We start from the raw sequence: 24,901 nt of genomic DNA, 5'->3' as shown, positions 1-24,901 counted from the left end.
AGCAAACTGTAAACAGTAAACTAATTTTGAAGATCCTCATCGTCATACCGTGTTTCAACGAGCAGGCCGCTATTGCTGAGGTGGTGCGCACGATTCAACGGACAACCCGGCAGCAGGGATTCGATGCCGATGTGCTGGTGGTGAACGACTGCTCGACGGATAGCTCGATTGAGATCATCCGGTCGCTGGGCTGTCTGTACCTCGACTTGCCGGTGAACCTGGGGATCGGCGGGGCCATGCATGCCGGTTACAAGTACGCTTACCGGCATGGCTACGATGCGGCGGTGCAGATGGACGGCGACGGGCAACACCCGGCCAATGAACTATCGAAAATTCTGACGCCCCTCTTGCAAGACAAGGCCGACGTGGTCATTGGGTCGCGGTTCCTGACCAAAGAAGGGTTTCAGTCGTCGCTAACCCGGAGGCTGGGCATCAAGTATTTCCGCTGGCTCAATCAGCTGCTTATCGGGCAAACGGTGCACGACAGTACGTCGGGCTTTCGGGCGTTCAACCGCAAAACACTGGCCGTTGTTGAGCGTTATTACCCCGACGAGTACCCTGAGCCAGAAGCCATTGTACAGTTTGGCCTATACGGTCTACGGATGATGGAAGTACCCGTTCTGATGCAGGAACGGCAGGGCGGCGTATCGAGCATCAACAGTAGCCGGGCGGTTTATTACATGGCTAAAGTATCGCTCGGTATTCTGTTCATCTACCTGCGGCTACGGGGAAAGGGACTAAAACCAGTTTGAAAAAGTCCTCTGTCTTCCGTCCTTAGCCTTCTGTTTACTGTTTTCTGTTGCGCTGCTCGTTAGCAATACGTACCCAGGCAGCGCAACAGAAGACAGTAAACAGTAAACAGTAAACTTTTTAGAAATGGAAGGCCTATCGTTTATCATTCAGCTTGTTAGCATCGTGGGGGCGTCGATCTTCATGATCATGATCTTCCGGCTCATCATTCAGGGGCGGCTGCGGGAAGAGTATTCCATCGTCTGGATTCTCTGCACGCTGATTCTGATCGTGTTTTCGATCTGGCGGAAAGGGCTTGAGCAGATCTCGCTCTGGCTGGGCGTGTACTATCCGCCCTCGCTGATCTTTCTGGCGGCCATTTTTGCCATTATCGTGTTTCTGGTACATCTCTCGGTGGTGAACTCCAAGCTACAAAACCAGATAAAAATGCTGACGCACGAGATGGCTTATATGAAACTTGAACTGGACCGGCAGCAGCAACTTATTTCGCCCACCAAGCCGACGAAGTCTGAAGTAGAGCCGGCTGAATCAGCTGTATAAGATGCTCCCTGCAATTACCGTCATTACGCCCTCCTACAATCAGGGACAGTTCATCCGTCAAACCATTGATTCAGTGTTGGGGCAAGGTTATCCGAACCTGCAATACCTGGTTCTCGACGGGGCATCGACCGACGATACCGCCGGCGTAGTGGCCCCCTACCGTGACCGGCTGACGTTCATTTCCGAGCGTGACCGGGGCCAGACAGATGCCATCAACAAAGGGCTGCGCATGGCAACAGGCGATATTGTTTGCTGGCTTAATTCCGACGATTATTTTCTGCCAGGTACGTTGCAGGCTGTGGGTACGTTCTTCGCAGCCAACGCCAATAGCCTCTGGCTTACAGGCGATTGCCAGATTGTGGATCAAACGGGTCAGGTCATTCAGGAGCCGATTCGGCAATATAAACGGCTGCTTCGGTCGCTGTCGCCCGCTGCTTTTCTGGGCCTCACCAACGCCGTTTGCCAACCCTCCACCTTCTGGCGACGAACGGCTCATGCGCAACTTGGTTACCTGCGCGAAGACCTTCGTTACACGATGGATTATGACTGGTGGCTCCGGCTGGCACAGCAGCAGGCACCGGTCGTTAGCGGCCAACTCTTTTCTGCCTTCCGCATTCATCAGGCCTCAAAAGGAGGTAGCCAATATGTAGCTCAGTTTCAGGAAGACAACGCGACGCTGCGTCGGCATATGACCTCGCCACTCGTGCGTAGCCTGCATACCCTGCACAACCAACTTATTACGGGCGCATACCGGGTAATGAAAGAATAATGGATCTTAAAACCGTTATCCGGCTCCTGAAAACGTCGCCCTGGCTGGCTCCGGTGCTGGCTGGCATTGATGCACTGCTTTGGCTAACCGACCGGCTGGCTATGCTGCTGGCAAAACGGACAGCCGGTCAATCCAGATCGCTGGTCGTTCTCCGCTTCGATGTGCTGGGTGATTACCTGGCTTTCCGGGGCTACCTCCGCTACCTCAAAACGCAGTCGGCCTACCGCACCCATCGCCTGACGCTGGTGGGCAATCAGACATTTCGCGGGTTGGCACATCAGTTAGACGCCGATATTGTTGACGAATTTATCTGGGTAGACATCTATAAACTGAGTACCAACCTGGCCTATCGGTTCAACGTGGTGCAGCAACTACGGCAGTTAGGGGCCGAAACCGTCTTCTGCCCCACCTATAGCCGGGTGCTGGTTCTCGACGATTTCCTGGCCCGGGCCACCAATGCACCCGAACGCATCGGGTGCATTGGCGACGGCATCAACCTGACGCGCTGGGAAGTGGGCTGGGGAAACCGGCAGTACACGCGCCTGTTGCCCACGCAAGCTGGCTATGTGTTTGAACTAATCCGTAACCAGCAGATTATCAGCGCCTTCCTGCAAATCGACGTACCCATTCTGCCGCCTCACATCGACCCTCGCCGGCTACCGGCGGTGGCAACCCCCGTTCCGAGCGTAGTGCTGTCATTGGGGGCTGGGCAGGCGTTTCGGGTTTGGCCTGCCAACCGATTTGCGGCAGTGGTGCAGCACCTGCACACGCATTATCCCGGCCACACAATTCTGCTCACGGGCGCCCCTGGCGAAGACGTGTATGCTGATGCCTTGCTGGAACAGTTGCCCCAACCCGACTGGGTACAAAACCTGACGGCCAAGCTCTCTCTGCTGGAGTTACTGGCCATTCTGCGCCGTGCCGATCTGCTCATTTCCAACGAAACGGGCACTGTGCACCTGGCCGCCGCACTGCATACGCCTACCATCGTTATTTCGCAGGGGAAATCGCTGGTGCGCTGGCATCCTTACCCGGCTACGCTCAAGGCACCAATCCGGCACATCTATCCGCCTTATATTGAGCAGCACCGCGCCGATCTCACCGCCATTGCCGCCCAGTTCAACCCTGAATCACCCTTTGCCATCACCGACGTTTCTGCCGAACGAGTCATTGAGCAGCTAGACCTGCTATTGGCTCAAAAGGCGGGTTAACGAATGAAGCAGGAGCGACTTAGATCTAGTTGAAACGGCCGCCTTGCTACCTTCCTGACTGGCAAAAAAATTGTAAAGGCCGCTCAGGGGTGGCTCGGTGACGCCATCCATCCTGAAGCCAGTCTGACAAGACGTTAACAAATCCGCTGGCTGTGGGCAATGGAGAGACCTTTGCAGCAATGACTGACCGACATGCAAAAAGCAGGCTGCTAGTCTACAGCAGCCTGCTTTTTTCGGTGTATCAATTCATTCCAGGTAGCCGAGCCAATCGTTTTTACCGCCGTAAAATTACCAGCCCAGGCTCTCATCACTATAGCCGTTATGGCACTTAGGATCATGAATGGTACGTAGTGTGGGAAGTAGCGCCTCGTGAAGCGGATTTTATTACGCGCAAAATAATACTCACCCCTCACCGATAAGCGGCCGGCAGTGGCCCGTGTACTCCCTCCTTCGCGGTGATAAACCAGGCTACCAAGGCAGCACGTGTTCGCAAATCCACGCCGCTCGGCCTCCAGTGACCAGGCGGTATCTTCATAGTACAGAAAATAATCGTCGGGCATGAACCCAACCCGAAGCAGCGTCTGCCGACTTAACAAACAGGCGGCACCGATTATATAATTCACATCGGGCAATAGCTTACTCAACGCAGCCGTAGCAGCGGGTAACCCTTCGCCCACCGGCGCCGAAATGCCTAGCCAGGGAATATGCCGGCCACCAATAGCCTGTACCACCGTCGGTTTATCGTAGTGCATCAGCACAGAGCCCATAATTCCCTGCTGTGTAGCTGTGGTCTGGCTGTACTGACGGATCAGCGCCCCAAGAGCATCGACATGGAAAGTTGTGTCATTATTGAGCACCCAGAAGTAAGCAGCCTCTGTTTGTTCCAGACCCCAGCGTAGTCCAACGTTTATACCAGCGGCGTAGCCGTCGTTTGTCGCTGACTCGATAAGTGCTACCTCCGCATTACCCAACGTATAGGTACGTACAGCTGTATCCAGTATATACACGAGCGGTTGGTTCCCCTGGTGTGAGTTCAGGTAATCGGCCAGGTGTTTCACCGATTCGTTGGGTGAGCAGTTATCGACCAGGGCAATGACAAGGGCCGGATAATTCATGGCCACCAAACTGGCGATACAATCCTGACTATACTGCCAGGTACCGTAATTGAGCACAACGGCACATACCAATGGTGCCGACGGTGCAACGTGGCTAACTAAGGCGGACTCTTCGCTACTCATTCGTTCGTAACTCACGCTCGCCACTTGCCTGCACCAACGATGTGTTGGGTAGCCACTGCGAGCAACCTCCTGATACAATCCTGCGTAAGTTGCCGGGTATTGCCATTCAACACAGTGGTGTAGACCTTCCCGAGCGATTGCTTTAGTGTAAACCCTTACCTGACGGCGTCGTTTGTGAGAATGAAAGCCAGCGTCTGACTTTGACGCGTATCCCGGTTCAGAAACGGTAGCAGACCTCGCTTTACCACACGCAACGCCTGTAGCATAAAGCGCATAAGCACCCCGGGCTTTTCAACCGGATTAAGCACATTACCCGTTGGGTCGAAGGTGGGAACCCGTGGCTGAAGCGCGTCATTAATCACTAGCGCGTAATTACCGGTTTTGCGATTGTAATCAGAGAAATCCAGTAGCTGATACTGCATGTTTAATCGCCGGGCAATGGGCTGAACCGACTGTTCTGAAAACCACCAGAAATGAACGGGCGGCAGGTCTGACTGCCAGGTCTCCCGGTTTTTATGTAAAAAAGACTTATTCGGGGTCGTTATCAGCAATTTGCCGTTAGGTGCCAGTAACTGCCGAACCTCGCTTAGAAACAGCAGTGGATCTTCCAGGTGTTCAATAAGCTCGGTCATAATGATAACGTCGTAGCGTTCCTGACTGCGGCCACTCAAACCAATAATATTTTCGGCCCGGTAATAGGGACCATAGCAGGCTGTTGCATTGCTAATGGCTTCGGGCGAAATATCGATGCCAGTAGCCAGATACCCTTCCTGACGGAGTGCGTACGTTAAATAGCCCAGTCCACAGCCTACTTCCAGAATTCGATCTGTCTGTACAATAAGCTGATCCTGAATACTCTTCAGAATTGTCCAGTAGATACCTTCCTGTTCAGCCAGGTACTGTAACGGCCGGGCCTGCTTTTTTATCTGATCGTGAAACTGCTGATAGCGGCAGTACCCCCCAACTACATCAGCGTTCGCATAGATGAGATCGTAAATTTTGTCGTGGCTGGTGCGGTCGGCAACATAAGCGGTATCGCAGCCCGGACAGAATAATACATCGAAAAAAACGCCCTGTTGATACCCCTCGAGTCGTTTTGAAGCTTTGGGCTGCGAATTTTCACAGATTGGACAAATAGTGGCGGGCATACAAACGAACGTGTTCAATGAACACGATGGCGATAACGCTATGGGTTAGATCAGGCAAGTTAAGACAATCTCGCTGAAGCACGACAAGCTGTAGCTGGCGATTGATAGGCCCTCCCCAATTTTCGTGCCATTAACCACATATGTGTCCCTACTCACCAAATACATCTTTCACACATATACTTGCCATCAAGCCTCACTTCCAGGCTTTTAAATAAGCCCCATGATTCCTGTCAAAAAGATACCACTCCTCATCCGTGTATTTTCTTGCCATGCTTTGTGAGTGCCCACCTGAGGTTTTGCACTGAGTGGCCATTAGGTCACACCAGATAGCCTGAAAGGAGCTTGTTGAACGCCTTTCAGGCTATCTGGCTACCGGACGTAGACGTTCAGGTCCAGAAATTTGTTGCGGAAGTTGCCTTGCGGATCATACATACGCGCCAGTTGCAGAAACTCAGGCAGCATCTCGTACCGCTCTTTTAGTACTTTCGGATCTACTTTGAACAGTTTACCCCAGTGCGGCCGGGCATTGAACGGAGCCAGTTCGGCCTCAATCTGCGGCAGTATCTTTTGAACCTCCTCCCAGTTCTGTTTCCAGGTGAAGTGAAACGCCACTGAATCCTGATTTCGGCAGGGGCTCATCCAGAAGCTATCGGCAGCAATGGTGCGGATCTCGGAGATCATCAGCTGTGGATAAATGATATTCCCCATTTTCTCCAGCGCCTGAAACGCTTCAACGGCATGCATCTTCGGTACGAAATATTCCGACTGGAGCTCTTCGCCGCTGCTGGGTGTGAAACCCATCTTGAAATGCGGCAACCGCTCATACCAGGGGCCAGGCACGCCCATCTGCTCGGTACAGTTCTCGGCCGACAGTTTCGTGATCGGGTGCAGGTTCTTTGTGGCTGCTTTCGCCCCGAAAAGGTCTGGCCCCATCGACTTCGTATCGGCTTCGACCCGACGTTTTACCCAAACCTGGCTGATCTTCTTATCCTGCCAGTCGGTAAACAGGCTTACACTGTAGCCGCTCGCCAGAATCGCGTCGAAATGATCGAGCAACGACTGTAAGGGTAAATCCTGAAACAGATCCTGACGTACCTGGTAAGTCTTCTGAATATCGAGGGTCATTTTCGTAATGATCCCCAACGCGCCCAGACCAACCACCGCCCCGTTGAACAGTTGTGCATCGTTGTTGCGCGTTAAGTTGATCACCTCGCCCTTAGCCGTAATCAGTTCCATTCCCGCCACTGCCGACGACAGGTTTCCATTTTTCACACCCGAACCGTGGGTAGCCGTGGCGCAGGCTCCCGCCACCGAAATGTGCGGCAATGAGGCCAGATTGTGCAGCGCATACCCTTTTTTGTCGAGTTCGGGGGCAAACTGGCCGTAGCGGGCTCCTGCCTCGACAGTTACCGTCATGGCCTGCTCATCAATAGACAGCAGTTTGTTGAAGTGTTTCGTCGAGATCTGGCTCAACGGGCTGTCGGCGATGTCGTTGAAGCAATGGCACGAACCGAGCGCTTTTCGCTTGCCCGCCCGCTTCATTACCGTTAGGAGTTCGTCGACCGTCTTCGGCTCATAGTATTCGGGGGCCTGATACTGGTAGTTACCCGCCCAGTTCCGGCGGACGTTTTTTGCCTGCCCATCGCAGGAGAGTAAAGGAGATAACATGCTGCCAGCCATCAGCATAGATGACGTTTTCAGGAATTCGTTGCGCTTCATCGGTCAAACGTATAGGTACGGTAAGGGAAGGAGGTGGAAAGATACCACCTAACCCAGGAAAGCGCGACGATGACAGAACTTAATTACGGCCGAAAATGGAGCAGTGACCTCAGCGACACGGCCAGCTTCAGGCGATCAACATACAGGAGACGTACCTACTACAACAAGCTATTAAAAAAAGCGCCCTGATCAGCCGATCAGAGCGCTTTTACAAATCATAGTTGGATAAGTTGTAATGACAGTCCACTCACGTGTTTCGGCACCAAAGTGGATAGGCTGGATACGGCTTAGAGACTCATTTCAAACGTAGTCTTTATTAAATGATCTCCTTACGATATGACCTAGACGACATATGTACGTCAATGCCTCACCGTTCGGATTTAAATTTTTCAGACTTTTTTCTCAAAGTGTGACTCGGCACGATTTGGCGTAACTTTGGGTTCCGAAATAAAGCCGTACGAGTCAACCACTTTATGAAAGTAACGCTTCACCAAACAGACCGTTTTGAAGACCGTCATAACGGTCAACTTGATCAGGAGTTCAACCAGATGCTCGAGGCCGTGGGTGTTGATACCATCGACGAACTCATTGACCAGACGGTTCCGGCCACTATCCGGCTCCCGCGCCCACTTGATTTGCCAGCGCCGAAAGGCGAACATGAGTTTTTGAGCGATTTCAGGAAACTGGCGCAACAGAACAAAGTTTTCACATCATACATCGGTCAGGGGTACTACGATACACTGACGCCGAACGTGATTCTCCGCAACATTCTGGAGAACCCAGCCTGGTATACCGCCTATACGCCCTACCAGGCCGAAATTGCGCAGGGCCGTCTTGAAGCCCTGTTGAATTTTCAGACGGTGGTTTGCGATCTGACCGGCATGCCCATCGCCAACGCCTCGCTGCTCGATGAAGCCACGGCCGCCGCCGAAGCTATGACCATGCTGCACAGCCTGCGTCCGGCCGCCCGGAAAAACGCCGAAACGTTCTTTGTATCAGACCGTTGCCACCCGCAAACGATTGAGGTAGTACGTACCCGTGCTACGCCGCTGAACATTCGCGTTGTGGTGGGTGACCACCGGATGGCCGACCTGACGTCGGGCGCCATCTTCGCCATGCTGCTTCAATACCCCGCCACCGATGGGGAGGTGTTCGACTATACAGATCTGATCTCCGCTGCCCACGAACTAGGCATCCACATCGCTGCTGCCGCCGATCTGATGGCCCTGACAATGCTGACGCCTCCCGGCGAAATGGGAGCCGACGTGGTGGTTGGGTCCGCGCAACGCTTTGGCGTGCCAATGGGCTTTGGTGGGCCACATGCCGCCTACTTCGCCACAAAAGACGCCTTTAAACGGCATATTCCGGGGCGTATCATCGGCATGTCGGTTGATGCGCAGGGCAACCCCGCGCTACGGATGGCCCTGCAAACCCGCGAGCAGCACATCCGCCGCGAAAAAGCTACGTCGAACATTTGCACCGCGCAGGTTCTGCTGGCGGTCATGGCGGGTAGTTACGCCGTTTATCACGGTCCGCAGCGCCTCCGCGAAATTGCCGAACGTACCCATGGCCTCGCTCGTTTGTTTGCCAAAGCGGCTCGCCGGAGCGGCTATGAGGTGCTTTCCGAAACTTATTTTGATACCATCACGCTTCGGGTCGATGATATCGAGTCGTTGAAAAAATCGGCGCGTGCAGCACAGGTCAATCTCCGGTACCAGGCCAATGATGAGTTGGTGACCATCTCATTCGACGAAGCCAAGACGCTCGACGACCTGAAGATCCTGCTCGACGTGTTTGGCATTCAGGTGAGCGAAGACGATCTCACCGGTATGATCGACAGCCTGGAGCTGACCTGGCCCGAGCGGCTGGTCCGTCAGTCAGATTACCTGACGCATCCTGTCTTCAACACGCACCACACCGAGCACGAAATGCTTCGGTACCTGAAGTCGCTGGAAGAAAAAGACCTCTCGCTGGTGCATTCGATGATTTCACTGGGCAGCTGCACCATGAAACTCAACGCCACCGCCGAGATGATTCCGGTGACCTGGCCTGAGTTTGGCAAGATGCACCCCTTTGCCCCGAAAGAGCAGACAGCCGGGTATCAGCAGCTTTTCAACGACCTGAACGCCTGGCTGTGTGAGATTACGGGCTTCGCGGCCATGTCGCTGCAACCCAACTCGGGTGCCCAGGGTGAATATGCAGGCCTGATGGTGATTCGGGCGTACCACGAAAGCCGGGGCGACACGCACCGCAACGTGTCGTTGATCCCGCAATCGGCGCACGGCACCAACCCGGCCAGCGCCGTTATGGCTGGCATGAAAGTGGTGATCGTGAAATGCGATGAGCGCGGCAACATCGACGTACCTGACCTGAAAGCCAAAGCCGAACAGTACGCCGCCAACCTGTCGTGCCTGATGGTAACGTACCCAAGTACCCACGGTGTGTTTGAAGAAAGCATCATCGACATCTGCGATACGATCCACCAGTTTGGCGGACAGGTGTACATGGACGGGGCCAACATGAACGCGCAGGTAGGGCTGACCTCCCCCGCCACGATTGGTGCCGACGTTTGCCACCTGAACCTGCATAAGACCTTCTGCATTCCGCATGGCGGGGGCGGTCCTGGCATGGGGCCAATCGGCGTAGCCAAACAACTGGTGCCTTTCCTGCCGGGCAAAGGCTCAGGTGCCGTATCGGCAGCGCCTTACGGATCGGCCAGTATCCTGACCATTTCCTATGCCTACATTGCCATGATGGGTGGCGAAGGGCTGACCAATGCCACCAAGCGGGCCATTCTGAACGCCAATTATATCAAGTCGCGGCTGGACGGGCATTTCGAAACGCTTTATGCGGGCATTAACGGCCGTGCGGCCCACGAGATGATCATCGACTGCCGGCCCTTGAAACAGGCTTCCGGCATCGAAGTAGAAGACATCGCCAAACGCCTGATGGATTACGGGTTCCACGCGCCAACCGTGTCATTTCCGGTAGCGGGTACGATGATGATCGAGCCTACGGAATCAGAGTCGAAAGCGGAGCTGGACCGGTTCTGCGATGCCATGATCGCCATCCGGAACGAGATTCGCGAGATCGAAAGCGGCCAGGCCGACAAGGCGGAGAACGTGCTCAAATATGCGCCGCACACCGCCATTGTTGCGCTGGCCGACGACTGGCACCGGCCATACACCCGCGAGAAAGCCGTTTTCCCGTTGCCCTACGTGCGCGCCCGCAAATTCTGGCCAAGCGTAAGCCGGATCGATTCGGCCTACGGCGACCGGAATCTGGTTTGCTCATGCGTACCTACCGACGCCTACGCCGACGTGACGGCTGAAACCCACATGGTCCCCTCCGACGTGGTTTCACCGGCGTAAAACTAAGTTTGACGTTTCAGGTTTCAAGTGTCATGTTTCAAGTGCGTTGCTGATTCAACTAAATGAACAATCAGCAACGCACTTGAAACATGACACTTGAAACCTGAAACTATTTTAACCCCACGTTATGCAAGACATTGAGCCTTTCTATGGCTGGGAGAAGTACTATGCCGCATCCGACGACCCGCAGTCGCCTTTCTACGAGCGGACCTATAATACGACCCAGTACGAGAACGACATTTACGGCTATTACATCCACCCGTTTTGGGACGAAATCGGCTCCGAAACCCTATACTGTAAGATTCTGTACGCCAACTACGACCGTCGGGCCGTAGTCATTGAATTGTTTGGCGAATGGAACGACACGCTGCACAATGATATCATGCACCTGAAACGGCAGGTCATTGACCCGCTGGTGAAAGAAGGCGTCAGATACTTCCTGCTCATTGGCGAAAATGTGCTCAATTTCCACGGCTCCGACGATAGTTACTACGAAGAGTGGTTCGAGGATGTAGAAGACGGCTGGATTGTGGCCATCAACTTCCCTGAGTTCGTCGAGCAGGAATGGAAACGATATCACCTCGATTATTATATCAATTTCGGCGGCACGTTGCACCTGCCCAACTGGCGCACGCTGAAACCGATGAACCTGATCGAAGCCGTAGGTACGTTGATTACCAGAAGGCTGGGATGAAACGAGTGTACAGTGTGCTGTTTTCTGTTTGCAGTTGCGTTGCTGACATTGAAGGCTGTAACTTGGCAGCGCAGCAGAAAACTGCAAACAGAAAACTGTAAACTGTAATCCAGAAACAATGGAGAATAAAACCACCGCTACCGAGCAGATTCAGGCTACTAAAGTCGCTGCTGCCGAAAAATTAGATGCATTCAAAACAGAGGCTGGCGAGCAGTTGAACGCCGCTGCCACCCAGCTGGACGAACTGAAAGACCAGCTGGTTGCCAAAGCGCAGGAACTGGGAAAACAGGTAGACTTTGATGACCTGAAGGCAAAGGCGGCTCAACACGTCGAGACCGTGAAAGCAACCACGGCCGAAACACTCACCAACCTGCAGGCGCAGGCCGAATCGGCGTACGCAACGGCGGCCGCCAAAGCCGACGAGCTGTCTGACATTGCCGAAGATAAATTCGATGATGTTCGGGCCGAAGCCGCCGTGCAGTTAGAAGCGGCACAGGCTAAACTGGATGAACTGAAAGCCGAAGCGGCGCATCAGGTTGAAGCGGCTAAAGAAAAGGCCAAAGCTGTCTGGGGTCAACTGTTTGGCGAATAGCCTGTTTTGTTCAACCAATACGCTCGAAGTGCCGGTTGCCAAATTGGTAGCTCGGGCGTATTGGGCCAGAACTAATCGAACCGATAGTACGTACGTGTTCCTTTAGTACAATTACGCCGGCAGTCCAGGAGTTACCATATTCGTTTTGTCCTAGTATTGGTGTATTTTTGCAGGCTTGTGTAACCCGTTGTCTGTCAAGCGCGGGGATTGGCAGAAACATTACCTTCTGCTGATTTGTTTACAACCGACATTTATCACTTCACGCAGTATATCATGCTGATCACCCCCGGCAACCTGTTAGCGACCATTCGCACTCCCGAAGACCTGCGTAAACTACCTAAATCAAGCTTACCCCAACTCTGCGACGAACTACGCCAATATATCATTGACGTGGTGTCGATCTACGGAGGCCATTTCGGATCAAGCCTGGGTGTAGTTGAGCTGACAACAGCGTTGCATTACGTGTTTAATACGCCCGACGATCAACTCATCTGGGACGTGGGGCATCAGGCATATGGCCATAAAATTCTGACCGGGCGGCGTGAAAATTTCCATACAAACCGGTTCTACGGCGGTCTGTCGGGTTTTCCGAAACGGAAAGAAAGTGCGTATGATGCCTTCGGCGTTGGCCACTCATCAACTTCTATTTCGGCAGCGCTCGGTATGGCCATCGCCTCGCAGTTGCAGGGTAACCTCACGCGCAATCATATTGCCGTTATTGGCGATGGTTCCATGACCGCCGGGCTGGCTTTTGAAGGCATGAACCACGCCGGTGCCACCGATGCCAACCTGCTCATTGTGCTGAACGATAACTGCATGAGCATTGACCCCAATGTGGGTGCCCTGCGCGAATACCTGACCGACATTACGACCTCGCCCACCTACAACAAGGTCAAAGACGAAGTCTGGAACCTGCTGGGTAAGTTCAGCAATTTTGGTAAGTCGGCGCAGGAGATTGTCTCGAAGGTAGAAACGGCCATCAAATCGTCGGTGCTGTCGCAGAGCAACCTGTTCGAGTCGCTGAACCTGCGTTATTTCGGGCCTATCGACGGTCACGATGTTGACCGTTTGGCCGATGTATTGGCCGACCTGAAAACCATTCCCGGTCCGAAAATCCTTCATGTACTGACGGTTAAAGGCAAAGGCTACGGGCCGGCCGAGAAAGACCAGACCAAATGGCACGCGCCCGGCCTGTTCGACAAGCTGACCGGCGAGATCAAGAAAAAGACGTTTACCACGCCACAGGCCCCCAAGTACCAGGACGTGTTTGGCAATACGCTGGTTGAACTGGCCGAGCAGAATCCGCGCATCGTGGGCGTTACGCCTGCCATGCCGTCGGGCTCATCGATGAACATCATGATGAAAGCCATGCCAACACGGGCGTTCGATGTGGGCATTGCCGAACAGCATGCCGTGACCTTCTCGGCCGGTATGGCTACGCGGGGCGAGGTGGTGTTCTGCAACATCTACTCCACGTTCATGCAGCGGGCCTATGACCAGGTCATCCACGATGTCTGCATTCAGGAGCTCCCCGTGATCTTCTGCCTCGACCGGGCCGGTTTCGCCGGTGCTGATGGCCCCACGCACCACGGCGCCTATGATATTGCCTTCATGCGCTGCATTCCCAACATGATCGTGGCCGCGCCCATGAACGAACAGGAACTGCGCAACATGATGTTTACGGCTGCATCTGACACCGTGCAAAAAGGCAAACAGGCGTATACCATTCGTTACCCGCGTGGTGAAGGCGTGATGCCCAACTGGAAAACGCCACTGGAGGAATTACCCATTGGCAAGGCACGGCTGGTACAGGACGGCGAAGAGGTAGCGATCCTAACGCTGGGTCATATTGGCAACTACGCCATAACGGCCATGAAGCAACTGGCGAAAGAGGGTATCCGCCCCGCTCATGTCGATATGCGCTACGCCAAACCCCTCGACGAAGCCATGCTACACCAGATCTTTCGCCGGTTCGATAAGGTATTGACGGTCGAAGATGGCTGTTTGATGGGTGGTTTTGGTTCAGCCGTACTCGAATTTATGGCCAACCACGGCTATATGGCCCGCGTAAAACGCCTGGGCATTCCCGACGCTATTGTGGAACATGGCGAGCAGCTCGAACTACACCACGAATGTGGTTTCGACCCCGATGGTATTGCCGACGCCGTGCGTGAATTGAGCTTCACAAGCGCTCAGGTACGTGTTTAGATCAGATTGTATACCTTTTTCCTGAAAAGGATAGATAGAACAGTCTATCCTTTTTTCATTTGTTACCGACAGATACATTTACCGTTCACAGGCTAAACAATAGTAGGTAGATTGCGAGTTAAGACATATACCACACGCACAAGAGGTTGTGCCGACTCAACATCCGATGAACTCGTTGCACTTTTCCTCAACTAAGCCTGTATATTTGATTTCAAAACAAACGCCTGACTTGAAACGCAGCTCGCCTCTTTCTGACGAAACCGTCCTTGTCGACCAGCTACTTAAACGCGATGATAAAGCGTTCCAGTGGCTGTATGAACACTATTCAGCGGCGCTGTATGGTGTGCTACTGAAGATCGTTAAGGAAGAAGAACAAGCGCAGGATTTAATGCAGGATGTGTTTGTGAAGATCTGGAATAATCTAAGTAGTTACGACACCCAAAAAGGGCGCCTGTTCACCTGGATGCTGAATATTGCCCGAAACACGGCTATTGACAGCATTCGTTCGGGTAAGGCCATGAGCCGGCCCGCTTCGGCACAAACCATCTCGACGGATGACGAGGGCACCTACACCGTGGACCGTCAGTACGCAGTAGCACCGGAGAATACTGATTTTATTGGCCTGAAAGAAGTGGTCGACAAATTACGTCCTGAGCGCAAGCAGCTCATTGACCTGGTTTACTTCAACGGGTACACCCACGAAGAAGCCGCAGAAGAACTTGATTTGCCGCTCGGCACCGTTAAAACACGCATTCGATCCGCCTTGCAGGAGCTGAAGCAGTTGTTCAATCGCTGAGCACTGTCGCTTTTTCTCTACATTTCTGTTCCAGACAGGAACATCGTACAGGCTGCGCTCGCTGAGCAATCCTATATTTCCTGCTCAGCAGCCTACTGGCAACCAACCCTTTACGTAAATCCGGGGGCATACCCTCTTGACTTCTAAACAATGTGGGTCATTTTTTGTCTAGTACTAACAGGTATATAGACTAAGAACACCCCATGTCATGTTAGAACGTCTGGAAGAAATTCGCGAAAATATATTTCGCTACATCGAAGCCCGTATCGAGTTGTTTACGCTCGAAACCAGAGGCAAGGTAGAAGAAGGAGCCGTGACGGCAGTTCACGGAGTGATTTTAGGCTTTTTGGCCACAATCACCACCATCTTTTTATTCATTCTGTTGGCTGCCTGGATCAACGAAGCGACAGACAGCCGGTATGTTGGTTTTCTGATCGTAGCCGCCTTGTTCCTGGTGCTGACCATCATCTGGGCCATTTCGAAGCCCTCAATGATCGGTATCATCCGTAAAATTGCCTACAAGTCTTTAAAAGAAAGCCAGGAGAAAAAAGCGTCCGACAAGTCGCAGGCAGTTCAGGACCTGATGGCACAAACCTCAAAATCACTGAATGAAAGCGGTCAGTACTTGCAATGACCCGTTCGGTGGCTATCTAACCTAAAAATCAGTATACTCAACTTTTTTCGTTTATTTTTAGCCTATTAAACTCATGGAAGACCCTAAAATACCTTTTGCCGATACTACTGCACGCCGTGCTCAGTTAATGGAGGCTACCGAACGGTTCAAATCCTCGATCCAGGACAGTGTCGATTCACTCAAAACGGATGCTTCCGAAGTTGGAAAAACGACAGCGTTGGTGGCAGGTGTAGCTTTAGGTGTATTTTTGTTGGCGAACCTGATACTGCCTAAGTCGGATGCATATCGCTACGCTGAAAAGTATGGCGAACCAGCTGACAGGGATTATGCAGAGGAGGATGATGACGATGACGACGACGAAGAGGTCTATCGGTCGAGACCGCACAAAGCCATTCGCCAGCAGGCTAAGGAAACCCAAAAGTCGGCGGCGGCAACGGGTTTAATTGGCGGTTTACTGACGTCGGTATTAACCAACATCGCTCGTGAGCAGATAAGCGGTCTACTGACCCGAATCCGGACAAATAATGCAATCAACCCCACAGCGCAAACCGCTGATACCAATTACCACGAAAAAGCCCCGAATCAGCCTGTCAGCTATACTGAATAGCCACAAGGCATCGGGGCGGAAATCGTTTGCTGTGTTGCTCGACCCAGATAAGGTCGGGCAATACGATTTTACCGAAACTGTCAGTCTGGCCGTCGCGCATCAGGCTGACTTTTTTTTCGTCGGCGGGAGTCTGATTACTGATTACATACAACGCGACATGATTGCCAGCATTCGGCAACTGACCGACACGCCTGTTGTCATTTTTCCTGGTAATTCACTGCATATTGACCCTTCTGCCGACTCGCTCCTACTGCTTTCGTTAATCTCCGGCCGAAATCCCGACCTATTGATCGGGCAACACGTTATCGCTGCGCCACTCCTCAAACGAAGTGGCCTCGATATTGTCTCCACGGCCTATATGCTTGTCGACGGCGGGGCGCAGACCACCGTTTCCTATATCAGCAATACGGTGCCCTTACCGCACGATAAACCCGGTGTAGCTGCCTGTACGGCCATGGCCGGTGAACTACTGGGGCTACAGCTAACGTACCTGGATGCAGGCAGCGGGGCCCGCCGACCGGTGCCGGCAGCGCTTATTTCAGCCGTTCGGGAAGCAGTTGATACACCGATTGTCGTGGGAGGCGGCATCAACACGGGCGAAAAAGCCTACGAAGCCCTACAGGCAGGCGCCGATCTGATTGTTGTTGGCAACGGCATTGAACAGAATCCAGATCTTCTGCCCGAAATTGCCGGGGCAGTTTCTTCGTTTAATACGAAACCTATTCAGGATTTTCAGGCCTGATGTATGTTGCGCCTTCAGCGCCCAAGTAAGCACTCTCTTTGTACATGCGTTTCTTTTCTCTACCTCTTTCTTCCGGCCTTTTCCGGGCCGTTTTTTGGGCGCTACTCATCAGCGTAACCGGATCAGCCGTGCTGGCGCAAAAGCGGCCCGCCCGAACGTACCCAGGCCGTTTCTACACATCGGTTGAAAAGCTGGCTCAATTTCCAGGCGGGCAGAAAGCCATGCTCCAGTTTTTAGCACAAAACATTCAATTCCCGAATTCACTGGATCGGATTCATTACAAGACCGGGCCCATCAAGGTACGCTTCATTGTTGCTCCCGACGGAACGTTATACGACATCACCGTTGATTCGCAGCCAGTGCTTATTCCTGAAGCGGAAAAGGGTATGGATGAATACCGCATCAGTATTATTCGGGCCATTGAAAAAATGCCCCACTGGATTCCGGCTCAACTGGGCGGCGAGGCAGTTGCTATGCTCTACACTATTCCTCTTAAGGTCGACAACTAATCAATGGCCAATGCTCCGTTAGCACTGGCCATTATTCATTGAACATGAAGGTTTATAAATTCGGTGGTGCCTCGGTGCGTGATGCTGCCGGTATCCGCAACGTTGGTTCAATCATTCTGCGCGAAGCAGGTCATGACCTTATCGTGGTGGTGTCGGCTATGGGCAAAACCACCAATGCGCTTGAAGACATTGTGGTGAGCCATATGGCGGGCCGGACCGATGAGGCCCAGTTGCGCTGGCAAAACGTGGTCATCGCGCATGAATTGATTATGGCCGAGTTTGAGCTTCCAGATGATCTGCTAGCCCCCATCCGTAATATTTTCTCATCGGTCGCCGGAAAACTGGCCACGCCCCCTTCGGCTTCCAGCCAGATCAACTACGATGCCGTTTATGACCAGATTGTGCCCATGGGCGAACTGATCTCGAGTCGTATATTGGCTGCTTATCTTACCGACACCGGCCTTTCTGTCCGTTGGGGCGACGCTCGCCAGCTGATTCGCACCGACGATACCTTCCGGGAGGGTAAAGTAGACTGGCACGCAACCCAATCGCTGCTTCAGGATTTTATAGGCGATCGGGTAGGGCTGGTCGTCACGCAGGGGTTCATAGGCGGCACCAGCGACGGAAAAACAACCACGCTGGGCCGTGAAGGGTCCGATTATTCGGCCGCCATTGTTGGCTATTGCCTGGGCGCCGAAGACATTACGATCTGGAAGGACGTACCTGGCGTGCTCAATGCCGATCCGCGCTATTTCGACGAAACGGTATTGCTGCCATCGCTCACTTATCAGGACGCGACCGAACTGGCCTATTATGGCGCTACGGTAATTCACCCCAAAACAATCAAACCGCTGCAAAACAAGGGGATTCCGTTGTACGTAAAATCGTTTCTTAAACCCGATCGGCCAGGTACACTGGTGGGGGCGGCAGCTATTGAGAAACCGGCTCCTTCGTTTATTTTCAAGGTCAACCAGTTACTGATCTCGCTGCACCCAACCGATTTTTCGTTTATCGCAGAAGATAACCTGAGCCAGATCTTTGGCTTGTTTGCCACGGCCGGGGTGAAGATCAACCTGATGCAGAATACGGCCCTTAGCTTCTCTGTGGTGGTCGATAGTAAACCCGACCGGATTCCTGATCTGCTCGAACAGCTGCGCGCTCATTTTCGCGTCACCTACAACGAAGCCCTGGAGTTGATTACCATTCGGCATTACGACCAAAGCACCATTGACCGGGTACTGGTGAATAAAAAGCTACTGCTGGAACAGAAAAGCCGCAGTACGGTCCAGTTGGTGGTAAGGGATGAAAGTTAGCCTTTCTAGGTTTTAAGATTCAGGTTTCAAGTTTCAGGTTTCAAGTGCTTCGCTTATCAACGATATGATAATAAGCGAAGCACTTGAAACCTGAAACTTGAAACCTGAAGCTTGAAACCTGAAACTTGAAATCTGGCACTATTCCTAAAATTTCGGACACGACAACATGCCTTTCTTCGGCTTATAGCGTGATTTGTTGCTTTCCGGGCGATCGAAAATGTAGGAGATCGAGATTTCGTGGGAGCCCCCACTGGCGAAGCCAAGCGTTGAGATCGTGGCGTCGTAGCTATAGCCAATCGAGAACCGGTCGGCGCGGTAGCCAATCAGACCGGCCACAGCATCGTGGTTGTTGATCCGCTGGTCGTACTTCTTGAAGGGAATACCCCGGTAATACGCCCCAACGGTTATGGGTGAATAGGTCAGGTACGCGCCCAGGTCGAGCTGGTCATATTTACCCTGGAACTTGTAGTTGACAACCGGCGAAAAACTAATTTCGCGGTCCATCTCGTCGCCGTAGCCGGTAATACCATTCAACGGAATTCGTAAGCCGGCCTGGAAACTGCCTTTGATGGGCAGGCGGCTGCTATTGGGGGTAAAGAAACTCTGATCGGGTCGGCTGATATGATGGGCCGACGCCCCAACCCAGAACCAGTCGGAGTAGAACAGGCCACCCGTCGAGAAATCGGCATAGCGGTTATTAGGTGCGTTGGTCAGGGCAGCAATCAGGGCATCGCTGGTGGTATTGCTGATCAGCCCCTGCGACGAAAACTGGTCGCCGAAAGTGAGACCAAAATAGTTAACATTCCGGTTCACGTAGCTCGCCTGCACCCCCAGCCGGACAAACGACGATTCGCTCACCTGGAACTGGTACGCATATTGCCCGGCTATCTCTGTCGATTGTACAGCCCCCTGTCCCTGATTATCGCTAACGAGCATCAACCCAAAGCCGCTGTTCAGTTTGGGGGCAAAATAATCCAGCCCGACCACCGTGGTTACGTAGTTGGTAATGGCCGGCCACTGATTGCGGTAATTAATGGTTGCGCGCGGTGCCAGTGCCGATCCGGCAAAGGCCGGGTTGAGGTATTGAGGGGCCGCATAAAACTGCGTAAACTGAGGGTCCTGTGCATAACAGAATGGGGTCCACAGCAACGCCAGGAGACAAAGAATCGTATATCGTATAACCATGCTGGATAAGCAACGCAAATTCATTGCCAAACAAGATAAGTGGTCAAGGTAGAGTAGTAGTAAATGGCAATGGGTGGGTGATTAAGAATACGCTGATTTGTCAGAAAAGGTGGCATAAGTCAGCGGTTTACCGGTAAAATTTTACGGGGCCGGATTCGTTTAGTATAACGTAACGGGTCTCTTCTCTGTTATATGATGACCAGACTTTCGTTCTCTCTCAACAAATGATATTCCAGGTTAGATACGGTCTTTATACTATCGTTTGGGCGATGGTCTGGCTCTTGGCGACTAGTCACGTCGGCCGGGCACAATCATCGCCCAGTTCAGCGTCAATTATTCAACAAACGGAGCAGGAAAACAAAATTAAGATTGTTGGCAGTTTATGTACCCCCGTTTCGGCAACGGGTAATGCCAGTTGCGGCAACGACCCCGTCAATTTTTACGATGTAGACCCCAGCGTTGATAAGACCAAGACCCGGTGGGTTATTGATGGGGGCAGCCCGCAGATAGGTGTGGTAGCCAGCGCTTCATTTACGTCGCCCGGTGTAAAGACCGTGACAATTACCCGTACAATCAGCACCACAGCTGCCTCCACATCGGTTGTTAGCTCCACTGTATTACCAGCTACTTCCTTCACGGTGTCGGTAGGTACGCCGCCTTCTCCGTTCCAGAATTGGCGGCCGGATACGACCATTTGTAAAGGAACCGTACTCACCATTGATCCGTATCCGAATGGTGCCCCTTCGTCGCCTTCAAGCACCAGTTTAACGTACCTGTGGTTTCCCAAAGGCGAAACCACCCAGTCGATCAGTACTACCGCCTCGGGTTGTTATTCGGTGGAGGTGACCAATGAGGCAGGCTGCTCTTACCAGGATCGCATCAAGGTGAGCCTGTGCCCGGAAGAAAGCGGATCGCCGGGATCGAAATGGTATTTCGGCAACAACGCAGGCCTCGACTTTTCGGGTGACAGCCCGCAGCCGTTAACCGACGGCAAACTATCGACCATTGAAGGGTCGGCTTCGATTACAGACACCAAAGGCAACATTCTGTTTTACAGCGACGGCATCACCGTATACGATAAAGACGGCAAGCCTATGCAAGTCTACGATCCAATCAGTGGGTCGCTGACAAGCAGTTCGGCCGTGTTGGGCGGTAATCAGCGATCAACCCAGTCGGCAATTATTGTGCCCAAGCCCGTTTGCCGGGGTTGCGATTACCTCTACTACGTGTACACTACTGCCGAGATCAACGGAACACGCCAGATCACGTATAGCGTTGTTGATATGCGCCGGAACAGCGGCAGTGGCGCGGTGGTGCAACAGAACCTTCCGGTGGTCACCTCCTCTACATCGGCCAGCAGTACCGAACGATCGGCGGCCGTCAGAAACGACAAAGACACGACATATTGGGTGCTGACCCATGATTACGGAAGCAACTGTTTCCGGGTCGACCACCTGACTACTGCTACCACATCGACGCAGCAACAATATTGCCTGGGTACCGCCCATGATTCGCCGGCTCGGGGCGAAGGGCAGATCAAGATCGGCCCCGCTCCCACCCCGCCCGTGACGACCACCGGCACGTCAGGAACAGTTAGTTCAGGAACACTTGTGTCGGGCACAGCCACGGCAGGTAACAGCAACACGGCGGTCAGACCTGTAGCGGTAGTCATACCCGGAGATCCCAATAGTACTGATCCCGCCCGACAGAAAAGCTACGTCGAGCTATTTTCCTTCAATACAGAGACCGGTGTTTTATCCGGGCCGACCAAAAAAATAGACCTTGGCCCGGCTCCGCCCACGGCCTACGGGGTTGAATTCTCACCCGATGGGTCCAAAGTATACGTCAGTTTACTGGGCGAAGTCACCAGCGTCAGTGGCGTGCAGACGCAGACGGGACCATCGCGCATTATTCAGTTTGATATCACCGTCGATGACCCCGTGAGTACCAGCGCCCTGATCGACGAAAGCACCACCCGGCAGTATGGTTCGCTCCAGGTCGGGCCCGATGGCAAGATCTATGTAGCCGTGCAAAACCAGCCTTCGCTGGGCGTGATCGATAATGCCAATGGAAGCGGCGCCATCACAACCAATCCTTTCGCCAAACCACCTGTATTTACCGTGTCGGGCCAGGACCTGGGCGGCAAGGTTAGTCAGTTAGGGTTGCCCAACCAGGTCGTAAACTTCACCGAACCGTCGAGCAGTGCGGGCCTGTCGGCCAGTAACGTCTGCGAAGGCGATCCGGTCACCTTCCAAATCACGCCTTTCTGCCCCAAGCTGAAGGAGACGTACAACCTCACGGTCAGGAACAGTTCGGGTGCCGTTGTCGCTCAGGTCCTCTCCTTCACGCAGACATCGCAGACAGTGCAACTCAGTACGCCCGATACCTATTCGGCTACCCTCGACGTACGGGTCATCACCTCGACGGGCGCCACCTGTACCACCGCTACCGCCGAAACATCGTTGACCGTTATTGAACAGCCCAAGCCGTTCGATCTGGGCCCCGATATTAATGTCTGCACGAATAAGCCTGTTTCGGTCACTATCAACGCGGAAGCAGAGGAGTACGCCTGGGTATTTAACCGGCGGGTAGTCAGTCGATCCAAGGTGTTGACAACGACCATTCCAGGCTCGTATACGGCCTTTATTGGGAATGGCGGCGAGTGTTTTGAGTCGGACGTCATTGACATCAACATACGAATACCGCCCAGGCTCAACCTGGGGCCAGACCAGACTCTTTGCGAAAACGGTACCCGTACCTTAGCCGTACCGGCTGTGCAGGGATACCAGGAGTACCTGTGGAATACAGGCGCTACTACACGGACAATAGACGTTACGCAGCCAGGTACGTATTCGGTAACGGGCAAGTTCACCACACTCGACAATGTTGTTTGTGAAGCCAGCGACGATATCCAGCTTATTCCGGTGAAGAATCCGTTGCTCACCACAACCATCACCAACCCGGCAGGCTGTACCACGCTGGATGGCGTCATCACGGTGTCTCCCGCCCCCACACAGGTTGTTTCGGGTACAGCATCGCCAACGAATTCGTTTACCTATTCCTGGACAACCATCAGTGGTACGCCGATTTCGACCACAGGCAGTTCCGCCTCGGCCCTGGCGCAAGGGGCTTACACAATCAGTGTTACCGACGAAAATGCCTGTGTCACCGATGCATCATTCGAACTGCGGTCTACGGTTCCACCCATGCTATTGACCGCCCGGCCCGGCTTGCAGCAATGTGATGCCCCCAGGAGCGGGTCGGCAACGCTGGGGGTCATCGGCGGTACGCCTACTATTTATGAATGGCGAAACAGTACCGGGGCCATTGTCAGTACCAGCCCGTCGCTGACCGGTGTAGCGGCGGGGACATACAGTGTTTCTGTAGTGAATAACATTGGTTGCGTAGCGTCATTATCGGCTGTAACCATTGGGTTAGACCCTCGATCGGCCCTTACGCTTGGTCCCGACCGCAGTAAATGTATTGGCGATACCGTTTTGTTGGTTCCTCAGGATGGCGGAGCAGCGGCCAGCGTTACCTACCGCTGGAGCAACGGTACCACAACCCGTACCCTCGCGGTGAACACTGCTGGCACCTACTCGCTGACCACTACCAATGCTCTGAACGGCTGTATCGGGAATGCCAGCGTACAGGTGCAGTTTGTGCAGAAACCCACAGTATCGGCTGGTGCCAACTTGTCGCTTTGTCTGGGTGCACCTCAGTCGCTCACGTCGTTACAGCTGACAGGCAATACGCCAGTTGGTGGAACCTGGAGCGGTCCAAGCGTCAATCTGGGTGGGCAATTTACCCCACCTGCCTCGGCTATTGGTCAGGTAGTAACGCTGACCTATTCGGTTACCATTAACGGATGCGCCAATTCGGCACCCCGACAGATCGCGCTAAAGCAAACGCCTCAGGTCAATGCCGGTCCCGACGCTGAGTTCTGCGAAGGCACTGGCCAGGTGTTGCAGGCAAGCGGTTCGCCGGGTTCCTTGTTCCGCTGGAGCGACGGTACGCAGGGATCGCAACTACGCCCGCAGCAAACAGGCCGTTATACGGTTACCGTTAATGTCGACGGTTGCGAACAGTCAGACGCCGTTGATGTAATCGTGAAGCCAGCTCCTCGGTTCGCGCTCACCCGCGAAGCCGCCATTTGCGTGGGTGATAACCAGCAGACCCAGCTGCGCGTGGTGCCGCAGGAAACCGGGCAGGTTGTGGTTTGGTCACCAACCAACGTAACGTCTACCACTTTGCTGGTTAGTCAGGTAGGTACGTATTCGGTCGTGGTTACAGGCACCAACGGCTGTATTGCGCGCGACGCCGCCCGGGTTGTGGACCTTTGTGAGCCACGTGTGTTTACGCCAACCGCTTTTTCACCCAACGGGGATGGCACCAACGACACGTTCATACCCCTCAACGCCTACACCGCAGACCTGGAATTACGGATCTACAATCGCTGGGGTGAGGTCATCTTTGCCAGCACGCCCGAAACACCGGCCTGGGATGGCACTTACCGGGGCGAGCCGGCCCAGACGATGGTGTACCCGTATGTGATCACCTACCGAAGCCAGTATTTCCCGGAGCGACCGGCGGTAGTAAAACGGGGGTCGGTATTGCTCCTGCGGTAGCTTGTTTATAGTTTGCTGTTTACAGTTTGCCGTTGCTTCGCCGAGGTACGTTGTCTGTTTTTGGCAGCGGTCTGACGATTCGGACCAACAGGATGTACAGGATTTCGCGACTTTTTGTCATCCCGACGACGGAGGGATCTTGAGTTTTACGTAATCCGCTTCATTCGTGACACTTAAGATCTCTCCGTCGTTGGGATGACAAAAACAACTTACTCCCGCTTGCGTGGGAAGTGCTTGTGCTAATTTG

At 53.4% G+C, this 24,901-nt stretch carries 19 protein-coding genes; 15 read left to right on the top strand and 4 right to left on the bottom strand.

What is annotated here, in order from left to right:
• The first annotated feature begins 26 nt into the window (after positions 1-26).
• From ACAW75_RS21485 to ACAW75_RS21470, 4 genes are all read left to right on the top strand, one after another.
• Complete coding sequence (locus ACAW75_RS21485; RefSeq protein ID WP_370730811.1) at positions 27-752, top strand: glycosyltransferase family 2 protein; 726 nt, start codon at positions 27-29, stop codon at positions 750-752.
• A 124-nt stretch (positions 753-876) separates the two neighbouring features.
• Positions 877-1,290, top strand: coding sequence for a DUF2304 domain-containing protein (locus tag ACAW75_RS21480; RefSeq protein ID WP_370730810.1), 414 nt, complete (start codon positions 877-879; stop codon positions 1,288-1,290).
• A gap of 1 nt (position 1,291) precedes the next feature.
• Positions 1,292-2,059, top strand: a complete 768-nt coding sequence (locus tag ACAW75_RS21475; protein ID WP_370730809.1) for a glycosyltransferase family 2 protein — start codon at positions 1,292-1,294, stop codon at positions 2,057-2,059.
• Complete coding sequence (locus ACAW75_RS21470) at positions 2,059-3,270, top strand: glycosyltransferase family 9 protein (RefSeq protein ID WP_370730808.1); 1,212 nt, start codon at positions 2,059-2,061, stop codon at positions 3,268-3,270. The genes ACAW75_RS21475 and ACAW75_RS21470 overlap by 1 nt, the downstream gene beginning before the upstream one ends.
• A 209-nt stretch (positions 3,271-3,479) precedes the next feature.
• Here ACAW75_RS21470 and ACAW75_RS21465 read toward each other — a convergent pair whose 3' ends face one another.
• From ACAW75_RS21465 to ACAW75_RS21455, 3 genes are all read right to left on the bottom strand, one after another.
• Positions 3,480-4,508, bottom strand: coding sequence for a glycosyltransferase family 2 protein (locus ACAW75_RS21465; protein WP_370730807.1), 1,029 nt, complete (start codon positions 4,506-4,508; stop codon positions 3,480-3,482).
• A 155-nt stretch (positions 4,509-4,663) separates the two neighbouring features.
• Entirely contained in the window at positions 4,664-5,656 is a 993-nt protein-coding gene (locus tag ACAW75_RS21460) for a class I SAM-dependent methyltransferase (RefSeq protein WP_370730806.1), read from the bottom strand.
• 369 nt (positions 5,657-6,025) lie between these two features.
• A complete protein-coding gene (locus ACAW75_RS21455) occupies positions 6,026-7,375 on the bottom strand; it encodes an FAD-binding protein (protein WP_370730805.1) in 1,350 nt (449 codons plus the stop codon).
• Between the two features lie 473 nt (positions 7,376-7,848).
• Here ACAW75_RS21455 and gcvP point away from each other — a divergent pair, with 473 nt between their 5' ends.
• The 10 genes from gcvP to ACAW75_RS21405 all read left to right on the top strand — a co-directional run bounded on the left by gcvP (position 7,849) and on the right by ACAW75_RS21405 (position 18,841).
• A complete protein-coding gene (gcvP, locus tag ACAW75_RS21450) occupies positions 7,849-10,746 on the top strand; it encodes an aminomethyl-transferring glycine dehydrogenase (protein WP_370730804.1) in 2,898 nt (965 codons plus the stop codon).
• Between the two features lie 127 nt (positions 10,747-10,873).
• Entirely contained in the window at positions 10,874-11,440 is a 567-nt protein-coding gene (locus ACAW75_RS21445) for a hypothetical protein (RefSeq protein ID WP_370730803.1), read from the top strand.
• Between the two features lie 118 nt (positions 11,441-11,558).
• Entirely contained in the window at positions 11,559-12,032 is a 474-nt protein-coding gene (locus tag ACAW75_RS21440; RefSeq protein WP_370730802.1) for a hypothetical protein, read from the top strand.
• A 273-nt stretch (positions 12,033-12,305) separates the two neighbouring features.
• Positions 12,306-14,240, top strand: a complete 1,935-nt coding sequence (dxs, locus tag ACAW75_RS21435; protein WP_370730831.1) for a 1-deoxy-D-xylulose-5-phosphate synthase — start codon at positions 12,306-12,308, stop codon at positions 14,238-14,240.
• Between the two features lie 229 nt (positions 14,241-14,469).
• Positions 14,470-15,036: an RNA polymerase sigma factor gene (locus ACAW75_RS21430; protein WP_370730801.1), complete on the top strand. Its 567-nt coding sequence runs from the start codon at positions 14,470-14,472 to the stop codon at positions 15,034-15,036.
• Positions 15,037-15,244: 208 nt separating this feature from the next.
• Complete coding sequence (locus ACAW75_RS21425) at positions 15,245-15,670, top strand: phage holin family protein (protein WP_370730800.1); 426 nt, start codon at positions 15,245-15,247, stop codon at positions 15,668-15,670.
• Positions 15,671-15,743: 73 nt separating this feature from the next.
• Positions 15,744-16,277 carry a hypothetical protein gene (locus ACAW75_RS21420; protein WP_370730799.1) on the top strand — a complete coding sequence of 178 codons (534 nt, stop codon included), beginning with the start codon at positions 15,744-15,746 and terminating at the stop codon, positions 16,275-16,277.
• On the top strand, positions 16,195-17,019 hold the full coding sequence (locus ACAW75_RS21415) for a geranylgeranylglyceryl/heptaprenylglyceryl phosphate synthase (RefSeq protein ID WP_370730798.1): 825 nt from the start codon (positions 16,195-16,197) through the stop codon (positions 17,017-17,019). Before ACAW75_RS21420 ends, ACAW75_RS21415 begins: the two co-directional genes overlap by 83 nt.
• Before the next feature lie 44 nt (positions 17,020-17,063).
• The gene (locus tag ACAW75_RS21410) at positions 17,064-17,528 is read left to right on the top strand and encodes an energy transducer TonB (RefSeq protein ID WP_370730797.1); all 465 of its coding nucleotides are present in this window, start codon (positions 17,064-17,066) and stop codon (positions 17,526-17,528) included.
• 44 nt (positions 17,529-17,572) lie between these two features.
• Complete coding sequence (locus ACAW75_RS21405) at positions 17,573-18,841, top strand: aspartate kinase (protein ID WP_370730796.1); 1,269 nt, start codon at positions 17,573-17,575, stop codon at positions 18,839-18,841.
• Positions 18,842-18,985: 144 nt separating this feature from the next.
• Here ACAW75_RS21405 and ACAW75_RS21400 read toward each other — a convergent pair whose 3' ends face one another.
• Positions 18,986-20,026, bottom strand: coding sequence for a PorP/SprF family type IX secretion system membrane protein (locus ACAW75_RS21400; protein ID WP_370730795.1), 1,041 nt, complete (start codon positions 20,024-20,026; stop codon positions 18,986-18,988).
• 269 nt (positions 20,027-20,295) lie between these two features.
• Between ACAW75_RS21400 and ACAW75_RS21395 the strand changes: the two genes are divergently transcribed.
• Entirely contained in the window at positions 20,296-24,654 is a 4,359-nt protein-coding gene (locus ACAW75_RS21395; protein ID WP_370730794.1) for a T9SS type B sorting domain-containing protein, read from the top strand.
• The last annotated feature ends 247 nt before the right edge of the window (positions 24,655-24,901 follow it).

The sequence above is a fragment of the Fibrella arboris genome, assembly GCF_041321095.1.
Lineage (GTDB): Bacteria > Bacteroidota > Bacteroidia > Cytophagales > Spirosomataceae > Fibrella > Fibrella arboris.
This window is presented reverse-complemented; position numbering and strand designations above follow the sequence as displayed.

Excerpts from the sequence above, each read along its gene's own strand:
- ACAW75_RS21480 (WP_370730810.1), top strand. The coding sequence starts at position 877 with ATGGAAGGCCTATCGTTTATCATTCAGCTTGTTAGCATCGTGGGGGCG.
- ACAW75_RS21475 (WP_370730809.1), top strand. The coding sequence starts at position 1,292 with ATGCTCCCTGCAATTACCGTCATTACGCCCTCCTACAATCAGGGACAG.
- ACAW75_RS21470 (WP_370730808.1), top strand. The coding sequence starts at position 2,059 with ATGGATCTTAAAACCGTTATCCGGCTCCTGAAAACGTCGCCCTGGCTG.
- ACAW75_RS21465 (WP_370730807.1), bottom strand. The coding sequence starts at position 4,508 with ATGAGTAGCGAAGAGTCCGCCTTAGTTAGCCACGTTGCACCGTCGGCA.
- ACAW75_RS21460 (WP_370730806.1), bottom strand. The coding sequence starts at position 5,656 with ATGCCCGCCACTATTTGTCCAATCTGTGAAAATTCGCAGCCCAAAGCT.
- ACAW75_RS21455 (WP_370730805.1), bottom strand. The coding sequence starts at position 7,375 with ATGAAGCGCAACGAATTCCTGAAAACGTCATCTATGCTGATGGCTGGC.
- gcvP (WP_370730804.1), top strand. The coding sequence starts at position 7,849 with ATGAAAGTAACGCTTCACCAAACAGACCGTTTTGAAGACCGTCATAAC.
- ACAW75_RS21445 (WP_370730803.1), top strand. The coding sequence starts at position 10,874 with ATGCAAGACATTGAGCCTTTCTATGGCTGGGAGAAGTACTATGCCGCA.
- ACAW75_RS21440 (WP_370730802.1), top strand. The coding sequence starts at position 11,559 with ATGGAGAATAAAACCACCGCTACCGAGCAGATTCAGGCTACTAAAGTC.
- dxs (WP_370730831.1), top strand. The coding sequence starts at position 12,306 with ATGCTGATCACCCCCGGCAACCTGTTAGCGACCATTCGCACTCCCGAA.
- ACAW75_RS21425 (WP_370730800.1), top strand. The coding sequence starts at position 15,245 with ATGTTAGAACGTCTGGAAGAAATTCGCGAAAATATATTTCGCTACATC.
- ACAW75_RS21420 (WP_370730799.1), top strand. The coding sequence starts at position 15,744 with ATGGAAGACCCTAAAATACCTTTTGCCGATACTACTGCACGCCGTGCT.
- ACAW75_RS21415 (WP_370730798.1), top strand. The coding sequence starts at position 16,195 with ATGCAATCAACCCCACAGCGCAAACCGCTGATACCAATTACCACGAAA.
- ACAW75_RS21410 (WP_370730797.1), top strand. The coding sequence starts at position 17,064 with ATGCGTTTCTTTTCTCTACCTCTTTCTTCCGGCCTTTTCCGGGCCGTT.
- ACAW75_RS21405 (WP_370730796.1), top strand. The coding sequence starts at position 17,573 with ATGAAGGTTTATAAATTCGGTGGTGCCTCGGTGCGTGATGCTGCCGGT.
- ACAW75_RS21400 (WP_370730795.1), bottom strand. The coding sequence starts at position 20,026 with ATGGTTATACGATATACGATTCTTTGTCTCCTGGCGTTGCTGTGGACC.
- ACAW75_RS21395 (WP_370730794.1), top strand. The coding sequence starts at position 20,296 with ATGGTCTGGCTCTTGGCGACTAGTCACGTCGGCCGGGCACAATCATCG.